The 13,300-nt window shown below is 44.4% G+C and carries 14 protein-coding genes; 6 read left to right on the top strand and 8 right to left on the bottom strand.

Translation table 11 applies throughout. From position 1 onward, the window contains the following. Positions 1-423, bottom strand: coding sequence for a VOC family protein (locus GTQ38_RS19765; RefSeq protein WP_161437310.1), 423 nt, complete (start codon positions 421-423; stop codon positions 1-3). A 90-nt stretch (positions 424-513) separates the two neighbouring features. Next, positions 514-1,353, bottom strand: a complete 840-nt coding sequence (locus GTQ38_RS19770; protein WP_161437311.1) for an alpha/beta fold hydrolase — start codon at positions 1,351-1,353, stop codon at positions 514-516. A 105-nt stretch (positions 1,354-1,458) separates the two neighbouring features. On the opposite strand from GTQ38_RS19770, the gene GTQ38_RS19775 reads away from it, so the two are divergent. Continuing rightward, the gene (locus tag GTQ38_RS19775) at positions 1,459-1,881 is read left to right on the top strand and encodes a winged helix-turn-helix transcriptional regulator (RefSeq protein WP_238858048.1); all 423 of its coding nucleotides are present in this window, start codon (positions 1,459-1,461) and stop codon (positions 1,879-1,881) included. On the opposite strand, the gene GTQ38_RS19780 is transcribed toward GTQ38_RS19775, so the two are convergent. From GTQ38_RS19780 to GTQ38_RS19790, 3 genes are all read right to left on the bottom strand, one after another. Beyond that, positions 1,882-2,844, bottom strand: a complete 963-nt coding sequence (locus tag GTQ38_RS19780) for a YybH family protein (protein ID WP_161437312.1) — start codon at positions 2,842-2,844, stop codon at positions 1,882-1,884. It lies immediately after the preceding gene. A gap of 149 nt (positions 2,845-2,993) precedes the next feature. Next, positions 2,994-3,539 carry a hypothetical protein gene (locus GTQ38_RS19785; protein WP_161437313.1) on the bottom strand — a complete coding sequence of 182 codons (546 nt, stop codon included), beginning with the start codon at positions 3,537-3,539 and terminating at the stop codon, positions 2,994-2,996. A 21-nt stretch (positions 3,540-3,560) separates the two neighbouring features. Then, the gene (locus GTQ38_RS19790; protein ID WP_161437314.1) at positions 3,561-5,072 is read right to left on the bottom strand and encodes a helicase HerA-like domain-containing protein; all 1,512 of its coding nucleotides are present in this window, start codon (positions 5,070-5,072) and stop codon (positions 3,561-3,563) included. Positions 5,073-5,221: 149 nt separating this feature from the next. Here GTQ38_RS19790 and GTQ38_RS19795 point away from each other — a divergent pair, with 149 nt between their 5' ends. Beyond that, the gene (locus GTQ38_RS19795; RefSeq protein WP_161437399.1) at positions 5,222-5,854 is read left to right on the top strand and encodes a 7-carboxy-7-deazaguanine synthase QueE; all 633 of its coding nucleotides are present in this window, start codon (positions 5,222-5,224) and stop codon (positions 5,852-5,854) included. A 120-nt stretch (positions 5,855-5,974) separates the two neighbouring features. Here the strand turns inward: GTQ38_RS19795 and GTQ38_RS19800 are convergent, their stop codons facing one another. Continuing rightward, positions 5,975-6,778, bottom strand: coding sequence for a hypothetical protein (locus GTQ38_RS19800; RefSeq protein ID WP_161437315.1), 804 nt, complete (start codon positions 6,776-6,778; stop codon positions 5,975-5,977). A gap of 42 nt (positions 6,779-6,820) precedes the next feature. Beyond that, positions 6,821-7,534, bottom strand: coding sequence for a class I SAM-dependent methyltransferase (locus GTQ38_RS19805; RefSeq protein WP_161437400.1), 714 nt, complete (start codon positions 7,532-7,534; stop codon positions 6,821-6,823). Between the two features lie 85 nt (positions 7,535-7,619). Between GTQ38_RS19805 and GTQ38_RS19810 the strand changes: the two genes are divergently transcribed. Both GTQ38_RS19810 and GTQ38_RS19815 read left to right on the top strand, forming a co-directional pair. Further along, a complete protein-coding gene (locus GTQ38_RS19810) occupies positions 7,620-8,117 on the top strand; it encodes a YkgJ family cysteine cluster protein (protein WP_161437316.1) in 498 nt (165 codons plus the stop codon). Between the two features lie 732 nt (positions 8,118-8,849). Further along, positions 8,850-9,746, top strand: coding sequence for a sterol desaturase family protein (locus GTQ38_RS19815; protein WP_161437317.1), 897 nt, complete (start codon positions 8,850-8,852; stop codon positions 9,744-9,746). On the opposite strand, the gene GTQ38_RS19820 is transcribed toward GTQ38_RS19815, so the two are convergent. Then, positions 9,715-10,959: an exo-beta-N-acetylmuramidase NamZ family protein gene (locus GTQ38_RS19820; protein WP_161437318.1), complete on the bottom strand. Its 1,245-nt coding sequence runs from the start codon at positions 10,957-10,959 to the stop codon at positions 9,715-9,717. The two genes, GTQ38_RS19815 and GTQ38_RS19820, sit on opposite strands and share 32 nt — an antisense overlap. Before the next feature lie 3 nt (positions 10,960-10,962). On the opposite strand from GTQ38_RS19820, the gene GTQ38_RS19825 reads away from it, so the two are divergent. Both GTQ38_RS19825 and GTQ38_RS19830 read left to right on the top strand, forming a co-directional pair. Continuing rightward, on the top strand, positions 10,963-12,198 hold the full coding sequence (locus tag GTQ38_RS19825) for an ABC transporter permease (RefSeq protein ID WP_161437319.1): 1,236 nt from the start codon (positions 10,963-10,965) through the stop codon (positions 12,196-12,198). A gap of 118 nt (positions 12,199-12,316) precedes the next feature. Beyond that, positions 12,317-13,297, top strand: a complete 981-nt coding sequence (locus tag GTQ38_RS19830; protein ID WP_161437320.1) for a PLP-dependent cysteine synthase family protein — start codon at positions 12,317-12,319, stop codon at positions 13,295-13,297. Positions 13,298-13,300: the final 3 nt, after the last annotated feature.

The raw sequence follows: 13,300 nt of genomic DNA on the forward strand, positions 1-13,300 counted from the left end.
TCATTTTGCAAACAACTGCGTCATATCCTTAAACGCCTTAAATTCCAAAGCATTACCTGCAGGATCTAAAAAGAACATAGTGGCTTGCTCTCCTACCTGGCCCTCAAAGCGGATGTAAGGTTCTATGATGAAATCAACCCCTTTTTTTTGGAGTTCCTCAGAAAAACTGCCGAAGGTCTCCCAGGGTAGTACTACACCATAATGCGGCACCGGGACCTGTTTTCCATCAACTGGGTTGGCGTGTAACTCTTCTTCTGACTTGGGTTTGTAATGAATTACCAATTGATGTCCGAAAAGATTAAAATCAACCCAATGATCGCTACTCCTGCCTTCTTCGCAGCCCAGCACTTCCCTGTAAAATGTACGGCATTCTTTGAGGTTATGAACGGGTATGGCAACATGGAATGGTGTTATCTTGGACATTGGATGTTTTCTGATATTAGTATGTGATGACAAGCGCCGGATAAAGTTTCTAAGCCAGCGCGGATTTTAAAGTTGAAAGGTACAGGATTCTCAGGAATTCAGAAAATCCAGGATCTTCAGATTTACCTCCTCCTGGTGCATGGAGTGCCCCAGTCCCTGGGTAGCCACAAGCTCGCTTCCCTTCCAACTGGCATGCACTTTCTGCGAGGCATGGAAGGGAGCAATGGCATCCAGTTTATCGTGAAACAACAGTCCTTTTTTGGGATTGGTTTGTGCGAAGCGGGAGGTAGAAAAATCCCTGATCTGAAAACCAAAATTTTGTTTTACGTAGTTGTCCAGTCCGTGCATAACCCTATCGCTTAGCTTAAGAATACGTTGGTATTCATCCATGATCTCATGAAATTCGGAAGGAGCTCCTATGGTTACGATCTTCTCTGTTGGCGAATCCGGATAACGGTATTGATGGTACATGGCCGTCATACCACCGACAGAATGGGCCACCAGGTATTTAGGTTTATGTCTGATGATCATTTGTTGCACACAGAGGGTATAGAGCGGTACGTGAAGCCAACTACCTGAAGAATACCCATGTCCGGGAGCGTCGAAGGCGACTATATTGAATTCTTGTTTACGGAGATATCCGATCAGATTTCGCCAGCGGTGGGTATTGCTTTCCCATCCGTGCAGCAATAACACTGTCTCCCGGGCACCAGGCCAGTGATAGACCTGTAATATGCGGTCTTCTACCTCCAGGGTTTCTTTCTTCGCGCTATTGAGGAAGTCTTGTTGCTGAGGTAGCACCCGCCCTTTACGGATCTTGCAAAATGTAAAAAAAGCCTTCTCTGCAGCGGCACTCCTGGAAATAACCGCAAGGCTATTGAAATATAAGCCGTAGAACCTCGGAAGCAGTTTTTTGAGCTGTTTTTTCATTTTTTAAAACAAGTAACTTTTTGTAACTTACTCTTAATTATAGACTAATTTACAACATCCTTTTTCAAAATAAAAGGGGTGTCAAATGCCAAAGCAGGTATGGAAATGGAAACTATTACTGAGGATCAGAAGGTTATGACGGCCAAAAAGATCAAAAAAATGTTTGGTCATATTAACCCCAAGGATCATCCTGAGTATTGCCCGATTAAGGACGTAATGGCATTGGCATCGGACAAATGGAGTATACTGATCATTATTTATCTGGGCTACTATCCGGTTTTGCGCTTCAATCAACTGAAAAAGAAGGTATATGGAATTTCTAACAAAGTCCTTAGCGAACGACTTAAGCTTCTTGAGGGCGACGGGTACTTAAACAGGAAGATGTATCCTGAAGTCCCCGTAAGGGTAGAGTATCAACTCACGGATTTCGGGCATTCTTACCTTGAAAAGCTTCTGGAATTAACGGAATGGGTTACAACTTATAGCGATATGATCATGGCGAACCGTAGCCGGTACTCCAAGCAATGATCAGTCTGCTATCCGGTTCCAGATGTCGAGGTACATTTTCCAATCCTCACCCACTTTTTTCCATACCACAACATACTTCCCGCGCCAGGGGATTTCTTCTCCGCCTTTGGTAAGGGTTTTGCCATTGTAAGTACCGTAGTCGTAGGCATAATCTCCAAGAAATCTTATCTCATCAGGGTTGATCTCGTGATGTAGTATCCTGGAACCTTCAGGTATTATCCATCTTTTCTTAATGGCTTCCCGACCTTCGATGATCGGCGCATTGTTCGGGAATATTTTGCCATCAGTCGTATAGGCATCGGCTATGGCATCGTAATCTCCGGCCATGTAAGCCTTTGAGAACTCCCGGACCCCTTGCATAAGCCTTTCCTTTTCCGCTGTATCGTTTGTGCCGGTTCTTTTTGTGCAATCTATTTTCCAGGTAGGGAAGACTATGGATTCATCCGTATTGACCCATTCCCCCGCCCATTTAAATCCGGTTTCCGACATATCGGAAAACGTAAGTCGGTAAAAGCCTTCCATTCCGTTAGGCGCTTTTTGTTCTCTGTACAGGACGATCTTTCCCTCTTCCTGTTTTACACCTTCCCAGGCGGGCAATACGGTTGAGGGTAAAGCGGAATTGTAATAGTGCACGTACCAGCGTGTACTGTCTGCTATGAATTGACGGATACTACCGGCATGCTTACCATCCGATTTCAGGGTTTCATCCTGAACCGCCATGCCGTTCATGATATATTTGAAACGCCAGACCATATCCACAGCTTCAGCCCAGGTCTGATCCGGATTCCGACTAACGGATTTACAATCGCATTCCCCAATAAGCGGCGCAAAATCCAGGATCTGCTGAGGTGCCTCAGGATTGGGTAATCCAAAGGGATGTTCGGCCGAAGGTTCATAGCTGAATTGCGCTTGAAGAATTCCTGAAAAAATAAGGAAGAGGAGGACAAAAGAGGTAGATTTCATCGGTTGGCGGTTTTACTACAATGTAATCAATAGGCCTTAGCCCTTTCACCTCCTTAAGAATAAATTAACGGAATAGCTCCCTTTTCGTTAGTCCAACAGGGGTTCCAAAAATAAGTTGAGATCTGTACTTGCCTTAATTCCCACACAGGTCAATCCCAGCCAACCATCAGATATTTCACCTTGGCCTCGTCCGGGATCTGTACCGCTTCAATATTTGTACTGGCGGCATAGCGAAGACTGGAAGGAAGTTCTTCCTTTGAGATTGTGAAGTACATATCGCTGTTCTTGAGAAAGATCACCACATTGTTCATGGAAGTGACCACTTTTCTCAAGGGGTAGGCATCCTTGATCTGCTTAAAATTGCTTTGGACACCAATCCCTTTATCCGTCTTGAATCTCGGGTCAAAAATACGGATATTCTCAATCACAGGAAGGCTGTCTGCAGAGGGGGTAAGTGTAAGCAAATGGGCACCACCTTTTTCGTATATCCTGACTTTTCCCTTAGCGGATCCTATTCTGCTGGATAAGGTATCGCGTACTATGGAGTCCAGAGCATAGATTGTTTCCAGGTCTTTTAGGGGTGTATTCTTTTTCAGCTTTCCCACATGTTCTTTACCAATCAGGAAAGTGGTATCCACTTCCTTCTGACATGATATCAGGATCAGAATGGAACAGATCAGGAATAGTTTTTTCATATAGTTTAGAATGGTTTAGGCTTATCGGATCACTTTTTTCAGCACACCAAGTACCCCGCGAATAAAGGTAGCACTTGTAAGCACCTTGATCACCGGATTTTGCCTGGTACTTCGTCTTCTGCTGCTTGTGGTTCTTCTGGAACTGCTGCGTTCTGCTTCGCGTTCCGCTTCTTTTTCGGCCTTTTCTATCTTCTCATTTAGCATTTCATAAGCGCTCTCCCGGTCAATGACATCGTTGTATTTTTTTACCAGGTTCGAGCTGCCGATAACAGCATTCAGCTCACTGTCCGTCAGTACATCCATTCGGCTCATCGGAGCCCTTAAAAGGGTTGCTGCCAGGGGAGTTGGCCTTCCCTTTTCATCCAGAGCAGATATAAGCGCTTCACCTATTCCAAGGGAAGTCAACACTTCCTTGGTATCGTAGTATTCTGAAATCGGATAGTTTTCGGCAGTAAGTTTGATAGCTTTTCTGTCCTTTGCGGTAAAAGCTCTAAGAGCATGCTGTACCTTAAGACCCAATTGAGCAAGGACCGCGTCCGGCACATCTGTTGGGTTTTGTGTTACAAAGTACAATCCCACTCCTTTGGACCGTATTAGCTTTACAATGCTCTCAATTTGTTCCAAAAGTGCTTTAGAAGCTTCTTTGAAAATTAGGTGGGCTTCATCTATGAACAGGATCAGTTCCGGACGGTCGCTGTCTCCCTGTTCCGGAAATGTTGAATACACCTCTGCGAGCAGGCTCAGCATAAATGTGGAGAATAGCTTTGGCCGGTCCTGAATATCCGTAAGCCGGATGATGTTAATATATCCCCGGCCATTTTCGTCTATTCGGGTAAGATCGTCTACATCAAAGGACTTTTCTCCAAAAAAAAGGTCGGCACCCTGTTGCTCAAGTTCAATGACCTTTCTTAAAATAGTACCCGTGGAGCTTGTGGAGATCCTGCCGTAGTCTTTGGTAAATTCCTTCTTCCCCGCATCCGTAGCGTATTGCAGTACTTTCTTGAAATCTTTCAGGTCTAAAAGAGGTAATTTATTGTCATCGCAATATTTAAAGATCACGGCGACTATACCTTCCTGGGTCACTGAGAGATCTAAAATCCGGGAGAGCAATACCGGCCCGAATTCAGACACTGTAGCCCGCAGCTTTACACCGTCCTGCTCTGAAAGGGACAGGATCTCTACCGGAAAATTTTTGGGCTCAAAAGGTATACCTATTTTCGAATGCCTTTCATCGATCTTTGGGTGTCCCGGACTGGGTTGTGCCAGTCCGCTTAGGTCGCCCTTAAGATCCATCAGCAATACCGGAATGCCTTTGTCCGAAAGGTTTTCCGCTATGACCTGCAGCGTTTTGGTTTTACCTGTTCCGGTGGCCCCCGCGATCAATCCATGGCGGTTTAAGGTCTTTAGCGGAACTTTTACAAGGGCGTTGGTAACTGCTTCACCTTCTAACATAGCAGCCCCCATGGTTATAGTATCTCCTTTGGCGGTATATCCCTTCTCTATATGGGCAAAAAAAGCCTCTTTGGTACTCATGCTGGTTATTTTTGGATAAAAATAGAAGAATTTTTCTCAGTTGAGAAGGGATTTGCCAAAGTTTGACCCATTTTGGGCCCTGATGCGGTCTCATGCTATTTGAACAACCTTCTTTGGGAATTGGGACTAATGAAGCCTATCTTTGCGCCATGATTACGGACGAAGTTATGAGCCTGGTAGACCAGGGAGAAATGCTTCCTTTAATGGAAGAGTTCTATACTATTCAGGGTGAAGGTTACCACAAAGGAACCGCCGCCTACTTTATACGTGTAGGGGGTTGTGATGTGGGCTGCCACTGGTGCGATGTCAAGGAAAGCTGGGATGCGGCAACGCATCCTCCTACGGCCATAGGAAGCATAGTTATGAATGCTGCAAAATACTCGGATACCATTGTAGTAACCGGAGGAGAACCCCTTACCTGGAATATGGAACCCCTTACTACAGCGCTTAAGGCCCAAAACCTCCAAACTCATATTGAAACCTCCGGGGCTTACCCATTGACAGGTATCTGGGATTGGATCTGCTTGTCTCCCAAGAAGAATAAGCTACCTTTAGCCGATATATATGGCCAGGCTGATGAACTAAAGGTGATTATCTATAATAAACACGATTTTGTATTTGCCGAAGAACAGGCAGCCAAAGTTGGACAAGACTGCATACTGTATCTGCAACCGGAGTGGAGCGTTAGGGAGAAAGTGACACCGGGAATTGTAGATTACGTTATGAAAAACCCCAAGTGGAAGGTCTCTCTACAAACCCATAAGTATTTGAATATTCCTTAGGGAATTAAGTTTAAGTCTAAGTTCAAGTTTAAGCTTAAGTACAAGTATAAGTTTAAGACCGGGATCAGGAAGACCTTACCAATACCTGGCACCAAAACTTAGAACTTAAAACTTACAAGATCAACGCCCTCCGTTGGACTGAAGGTCACGGATACATTCTGCATCCAGGGGTATCACAGCCTGTCCTTTAGCGGCCTTACTTTCCAGCATACTTACCATTCCCATCCCGAATTCCAGTTCTGCGCGCATCAGGCAACCCTCTACAATACAGTGATTTGCGGCGTCAGGATCTTCATGATCATTGATCTCTGGCGTACCAAGGTCTACTAGTCCCAGGAGGTGACCGAATTCGTGATTAAGGGTAGCACTTTGGATATCGCTCACTGTTAGCAAGGCACTTCGCGATGCCAGATCCCTTACCGTTTGGGCAAAGATCACCATAGAGGTATTCCTGTATACCGCGCCCAGGGTAACAAGGCCCTCATCCGGGTCATCGTCCTCATCTGGTGCGTCTGCAAAATAGATATATACGGCCAGGGTTTCCCCATCATTGTATGCTGTTCTGTTCTCTTCTTCCAGATCCGCGATCTCCTGCAGGGTAAGGTCATTCTCGTTCGGAGAATCCAATTCCAAATAAGATATCTGAATGTCTTGCTTAAAGGTTCTATCTCTCAGGAAGGTCACAAAATTATCCATGGCCTCCGAAGTGGGTCGAAATCCTCGGACATAGCCAATTTCTACATGTAGGTTATTGAAGTTCTCATTTGAAAGAAAATCGCTGGCTGAATCTCCGGTACCGAGCAGATTGGCACTTTTATCAATAGGAGTAGGCTGGGGATTTGAACCGTCTCCATTGTCACTATTTGAGCAGCCCAACAGCATTACCGTTGCAGCAAGCATAATCACCAATCGGATTTTTTTCATCACATCAACATTTATAGTATAAACGAAAACCACAAAACTCTATTATACCAGAGGACATAGCCTTGCTAGATAGTCGTAATGTTCACCGTTGCTTACAAGTTCACACGACAAATTATTCGCATTGGCTGCTCTTTGGAGGGTATTGTAATCAATATACAACCAATTGTAGGTTTCACTTTTGTTTCCTTTATACTCCATTTGGAAGGTCATTTCCCCATAGTAACCTTCCGCATCGGGGATCCAGTAGCCTCCATCATCATCCGATTCATACATATAGATGATGTCGCTGGAATCCAATAAGATTTGACCGCCTGCCTTTAGCAGTGATCCCAGATGTACCAGCACTTCATCAAGATCTTCCAGCCGGCCAGCCAAACCTATACCGTTCATAAGCAAAAGTAAGGTATCAAATTTTGTACCGGAAAAGTCCAAAATAGCTTCATGCACCGTTTTTTTTACACCTCTCATCGAACAGATGGAAATGGCTTTGGCTGATCTGTCCAAAGCGGTCACATCCAGGCCCTTTTCCTGCAGGTAAAGACTATGACTTCCGGCACCACAGCCAATATCCAACACGCTACCTTTGCAAAGTTCCAAGGCCTTTTGTTCCAATACAGGCATAGCCTTATAGTCGCGGAAAAGGTAAGGAATTGGCAAGATATCCTGCTCGTCGAGGGAGGAATGAATGACGACTTTTTGGTCGTAATTTCCGCTGTGATAATCCCAAATTGCATCTCCAAGGATATCCTCGGCCATAGTTTTTGTACTTTGCACAAAAGTGAGGTTTTTTCACTAGATAATAAAGGATTCGCCGCCTTCGCTTTTCTGAGATGATCCTCTTATGAAAGAAATAATACAGCAATTACCGGCAAAGGCCCGGGAAAAGAATAAAGAGCACAGGAAGTTTTTCTCCCGCTTGAAGAAAAAGCCTCCAAAACAATTGGATTATCTTATGGAAACCCTGCACGAGGACGAATTCGGCAGGACGGATTGCCTGCAATGTGCCAATTGTTGTAAGACCACAGGACCGCTTTTTACGGAAAAGGATATTCAGCGGATCTCAAAATTCCTCAAGATGAAACCGCAACAGTTCATTGCCAGCTACCTCAGGGTAGATGAAGAGGAAGATCATGTTCTTCAGCAGCTACCTTGCACTTTCCTGGATGCGGATAACCGTTGTATGATCTACGAAGTAAGGCCAAAAGCATGTAGGGAGTTCCCGCATACTAACCGAAAAAAATTTCAACAGATATCGAACTTAACCCTGAAGAATGTAGCCATTTGCCCCGCGGCTTTCAATATTGTGGAAGAATTACGGAGGCGGGTTGAGGGGAAATAATTTGAACGGGGTAGGTTGAATTTTATGATGTAAGCTTAAGTTCAAGTACAAGCTCAAGTTTAATTAATTGGTTTTGGGTTTTAAGTGTTGATTTCTAAATGAGGCAAGACTGGCAAAAAAAAGTGAAATTGTAAAACTGTGAAATCGTGAAATTGTAAAGTAAGTGCTTGATGGTGCTAAAAGGAGCTGCGCACTGCCCACTGATTACTGTTCACTGGTTACTGATTACTCCCGATAGCTATTGGGACAGTTTATGACACTATCCTAAATTAGGTCTCGACTGCGCTCGACCTGACATAATAGCTCAATGCATTCATCCTCCGAAGCTTTAGCGAAGGAGGACTTCCAACTGAATACTGAAACCGGGGCTCTAAGCCCCACCCCAAACTTAAGTTAGAGGTTATTACTGCAATTTAAAAGCAGAAAAGATAAAGAATAAGTACAAGTGCAGGTTTAAGTTTAATTGTAAGGTTTTGAGTTGTGATTGTTGATTTCTAAATGAGGTAGTACTGGCAAAAAAATGTGAAATTGTAAAACTGTGAAATCGTGAAATTGTAAAATAACGGTTTGAAGATGATAAAGGAGCTGCTCACTGCCCACTGCCCACTGCTCACTGCCCACTGCCCACTGATTACTGTTCACTGTTTACTGATTACTGTTCACTGGTTACTGTTCACTGATTACTGTCAACTGCCCACTGCAGACTGCCTACTATTTCCCTATCTTTACCTCATGGAGACAATTCTGAACTATTTTGAAAACATTCCTTCCACGCACAGAAGCCTGATCCTGGTTTTGGGAATTACGTTTTTCTGGTTGCTCGAAGGTGCTGTTCCCCTTTTCAAATTCAACTACAGGAAATGGAGGCATGCCCTTCCAAATTTCTTTTTCACCCTCACCACCATTATCGTCAATTTCGCCCTGGCATTTTTATTACTTATGACCAGCGATTGGGTAGGGGAAAATGATTTCGGACTGATCAACTGGCTGCCAGAAATGCCTCTGTGGCTCTATATCTTGTTGGGTGTTCTGCTGTTGGATCTCTTCGGGGCTTACCTGGCACACTATGTGGAACACAAGGTTAAACCGCTATGGATGATACACCTAGTTCACCATACCGACCATGAAGTGGACACTACAACGGCCAACAGGCATCATCCGCTGGAGAGTTTGATCCGATTTAGTTTTACCCTTTTTGGCGTTTTTGTTGTCGGTACACCGATCGGGATAGTCATGTTGTATCAATCACTTTCGTTGGTGGCTACACAGTTCGGTCATGCGAATATCAGGTTACCTAAAAAAGTCGATGAGCTTTTGAGTTGGGTGATTGTTTCTCCGGATATGCACAAGGTACATCATCACTTCGTGCTACCTTATACAGACTCTAACTACGGGAATATATTCTCCATTTGGGACCGTATGTTCGGTACTTTTATGAAACTGGACAGGGATTCCATAGTCTACGGGGTGGATACCTTCCCGGATCGTAAGGAGAACGGCAGCATTATTGGTCTCTTAAAACAGCCATTTCACAAATATCGCAGACCAACTACTGTAGAAGTTTCGGATGGAAAACCAGTAACTTCCGTTAAGGCGGCTAATCCGGATACTTCAGATACTTTTGTCTGATCGCTTTGAATCCAAGAAGGTCCTCTTCCCAGCTGGCTTTGATCTGTTCCCCAGTCAGGCCGGCCTCAATTTGCTGTTGTAGCTTTTCAGTACCGGCATGCCTGGTGAATCCGCTGGTATTAAAAAAAAGGGATTTATCCGCACTGTTATTGTAGGCATCAATGATCCATTTTAGAGAAACTTCGCTCATATGTGGGGCATGCTGCAGGTCTTTTCCAAAGCAGGTCAAACCGTTTTGCTTTGGACTCTTAGAGCCAAAATTGGGCCTCGGAGTATAGCTAAATTCGTAATTGACAGAATCCAGGAAGGAAGCCCCATAGCGCTGAAATTGAAATTCGGTACCCCGGCCCGCGTTTACATTGGTGCCTTCAAACAGCCCCAGGCTTGGATATAGGTTTATAGCTTTATCATTAGGGAGGTTAGGAGAAGGCCTGATGGCCAGGGAATACTGTGTATGGTGGGTGTAATGCTCCATTGGGATCACCGTAAGGTCCGCTTTGATCTTGTCCTGCATCCAGCCTTCCTCGTTGATCATTTCGGCATACTCGCCAATCGTCATGCCATAGACCAGAGGAATTGGGGTCATTCCCAGAAATCCTGTATGCGCTTCTTCCATGGTAGGTCCATCCACATAATGTCCATTGGGATTAGGCCTGTCCAGCACGATCACCGGAATTTGCTGTTCGGCACAGGCTTCCATCACCAATTGCAGTGTTGCGATATAGGTATAGAAACGCACCCCCACGTCCTGAATGTCGAACAATACAAGATCCAAACCTTTTAATTGTTCCTGACTTGGTTTTCTGTTCTTGCCGTAAAGGGAAATAATAGGTAGTCCGGTTTTGGTATCAATCCCGTCTTTAACGTGTTCTCCTGCATCGGCTTTACCGCGGAATCCATGTTCCGGTGCAAAAACTTTTCGGATATCTACCTTAAGAGAGCGTAAAGAATCTACCAAATGGGTATAGATAGTTGATTGTGTATCCTTAAAAATAACGCTGGTTTGGTTTGCCACCACCCCTATTTTTTTATCCTTTAGTATAGGCAGATAGCTCTCAGTCCGGTTTGAGGCAACGATCACACGGGGTTCCGAGATCCGGATCTCCTCCTTGTTATTTGCAATTTCAGGAGATTTCTTCCGCTCAGAGATTCCACAAGCTGAAAGTAATATAATCAGGAATAATGTATTTTTGATGCTGGATAAAAATGCCATGAATTGAATTTCGAATTCTTTATCGCCAAGCGCCTTGTAACCGGTAAGGAGCATAAAATTAGTATTTCAGCTCCAATTATAAAAATAGCCATTGCCGCAATAGCAATAGGCATTATTATGATGCTGGCCGCTATGGCAACCGGGGTGGGCCTGCGATATAAAATAAGAGAAAAGGTCGCGGCCTTCAACGGGCACATTCAGATCTATAATTACGATACCAACAATTCGGATATCTCCGTAAATCCGGTTTCAACGGATCAGGACTTCTATCCGGAATTTAAATCGGTTGATGGAATATCGCATGTTCAGGCAGTAGCCACCAAGGCCGGAATCATCAGAACTGCGGATACCTTTGAAGGCTTTATAGCAAAAGGAGTAGGGAAGGACTATCAATGGTCCGTGATGGAGGAATTTCTGGAAGAAGGTAGTCTTCCTGATTATTCCGGAGAGCTGAACACGGAAGTACTAATGTCTAGTTTGCTGGCCAATCGACTAAAACTAAAACTAGGGGACACCTTTTTTGCCTTCTTTCCTAAAGAAGAAGACCCTACAAAACCCAATCAGCGCAGGTTTACCATAAAGGGCATCTACAACAGTGGTTTTGAGGAACTGGATACCTATATTTTTGTCGATATCAGGCATATTCAAAGGATGAACAAATGGCAGTCGGATCAGATAGGTAATTTCGAAGTCTTCCTGGATAATTTTGACGATATGGAGGAGAAGAGCAGGGAGATCTACGGCAAAACCCTGTCCGACCTGGATACCCAAACCCTGCGGAATAAATATTATCAGATCTTTGAATGGATCGGACTGTTTGATTTCAACATTGCCCTGATCATCGGTATCATGATCATAGTTGGTGGCATAAATATGATCACGGCTCTGCTGGTCCTCATCCTGGAACGAACACAGATGATCGGTATTTTAAAAGCTCTGGGAAGTGCCAACTGGAGTATCCGAAAGGTGTTCTTGTACAATGCCGCCTATCTGATCAGCGTGGGATTGCTCTGGGGTAATATCATCGGACTTGGGATCATTTGGGTCCAACATCGGTATCGTATTTTCAAATTTCCAAACCCCAAGGAATACTACATTGATTATATTCCTGTTCACGTTGATCTCCCTTCAGTTTTGCTTTTAAATCTTGGAGTATTGCTTTTGTGCCTATTAATGCTTTTGGTGCCTTCTTACATAATAACTAAGATCAGTCCTGTAAAAGCTATCAAATTTGAGTGAGTATAGTTCTTGCTGAGGTCAAAATCAGTCTTCATAGCGCATCATTTCCCATTAATTAGCTGTACCTTTGCAGGCGCAAAACAGTAGCCGGTTCTCTGTGCTAATACCTGAAACGTTTATGAAATACGCCAAAAACATTTTGGAGACCATTGGAAACACGCCGCTGGTGCAGATCAATAAGCTCACAGCGGAATTGCCCTGCTTGGTGTTGGCCAAATACGAAACTTTTAATCCCGGTAATTCCGTAAAGGATCGTATGGCTCTCCAAATGGTGGAAGATGCCGAGCGCGAAGGGAAGATTAAGCCAGGAGGAACCATAATTGAAGGTACTTCCGGCAATACTGGAATGGGCCTGGCCCTGGCAGCCGTTATCAAAGGCTATAAGATGATCTGTGTGATCAGCGATAAACAATCCAAGGAAAAGATTGACATACTAAAGGCTATGGGCAGTGAGGTTTATATATGCCCAACGGATGTGGCCCCGGACGACCCTCAAAGCTATTATTCAACCGCCAGGAGACTGGCCACGGAGATCCCGAACTCGTGGTATGTAAACCAGTATGACAATCCCTCAAACACCAAAGCTCACTTTAACAGCACTGGTCCTGAAATTTGGGAGCAGACCGAAGGAAAAGTTACCCACTTTGTGGTAGGAGTAGGAACAGGGGGCACTATTTCAGGTGTTGGGCGTTATTTGAAATCCAAAAACCCCAATGTTAAAGTTTGGGGTGTTGACACCTATGGCTCGGTCTTCAAGAAGTATCACGAGACAGGCATATTTGATGAAAACGAGATTTACCCCTACGTTACCGAAGGTATTGGGGAAGATATTCTTCCTGAAAATGTGGATTTTAAGATCATAGACGGCTTTACCAAGGTTACGGATATTGATGCCGCGGTATACACCCGAAGGCTGGCAAGAGAAGAAGGGATGTTCCTGGGAAACTCTGCCGGAGCTGCCATAAAGGGAGTTTTGCAACTTAAAGAACATTTCTCCAAAGACGATGTTGTCGTCGTCCTTTTTCACGATCATGGAAGCCGTTATGTGGGCAAAATTTTTAATGACGACTGGATGAAGGAACAGGGCTTTTTGGAATAGATT

Source organism: Poritiphilus flavus, from assembly GCF_009901585.1.
GTDB classification, from domain to species: domain Bacteria; phylum Bacteroidota; class Bacteroidia; order Flavobacteriales; family Flavobacteriaceae; genus Poritiphilus; species Poritiphilus flavus.

What these genes read in the sequence shown, in the direction of transcription:
- GTQ38_RS19765 (WP_161437310.1), bottom strand. Translation starts at nt 423, where the DNA reads ATGTCCAAGATAACACCATTCCATGTTGCCATACCCGTTCATAACCTC.
- GTQ38_RS19770 (WP_161437311.1), bottom strand. Translation starts at nt 1,353, where the DNA reads ATGAAAAAACAGCTCAAAAAACTGCTTCCGAGGTTCTACGGCTTATAT.
- GTQ38_RS19775 (WP_238858048.1), top strand. Translation starts at nt 1,459, where the DNA reads ATGGAAACTATTACTGAGGATCAGAAGGTTATGACGGCCAAAAAGATC.
- GTQ38_RS19780 (WP_161437312.1), bottom strand. Translation starts at nt 2,844, where the DNA reads ATGAAATCTACCTCTTTTGTCCTCCTCTTCCTTATTTTTTCAGGAATT.
- GTQ38_RS19785 (WP_161437313.1), bottom strand. Translation starts at nt 3,539, where the DNA reads ATGAAAAAACTATTCCTGATCTGTTCCATTCTGATCCTGATATCATGT.
- GTQ38_RS19790 (WP_161437314.1), bottom strand. Translation starts at nt 5,072, where the DNA reads ATGAGTACCAAAGAGGCTTTTTTTGCCCATATAGAGAAGGGATATACC.
- GTQ38_RS19795 (WP_161437399.1), top strand. Translation starts at nt 5,222, where the DNA reads ATGATTACGGACGAAGTTATGAGCCTGGTAGACCAGGGAGAAATGCTT.
- GTQ38_RS19800 (WP_161437315.1), bottom strand. Translation starts at nt 6,778, where the DNA reads ATGAAAAAAATCCGATTGGTGATTATGCTTGCTGCAACGGTAATGCTG.
- GTQ38_RS19805 (WP_161437400.1), bottom strand. Translation starts at nt 7,534, where the DNA reads ATGGCCGAGGATATCCTTGGAGATGCAATTTGGGATTATCACAGCGGA.
- GTQ38_RS19810 (WP_161437316.1), top strand. Translation starts at nt 7,620, where the DNA reads ATGAAAGAAATAATACAGCAATTACCGGCAAAGGCCCGGGAAAAGAAT.
- GTQ38_RS19815 (WP_161437317.1), top strand. Translation starts at nt 8,850, where the DNA reads ATGGAGACAATTCTGAACTATTTTGAAAACATTCCTTCCACGCACAGA.
- GTQ38_RS19820 (WP_161437318.1), bottom strand. Translation starts at nt 10,959, where the DNA reads ATGGCATTTTTATCCAGCATCAAAAATACATTATTCCTGATTATATTA.
- GTQ38_RS19830 (WP_161437320.1), top strand. Translation starts at nt 12,317, where the DNA reads ATGAAATACGCCAAAAACATTTTGGAGACCATTGGAAACACGCCGCTG.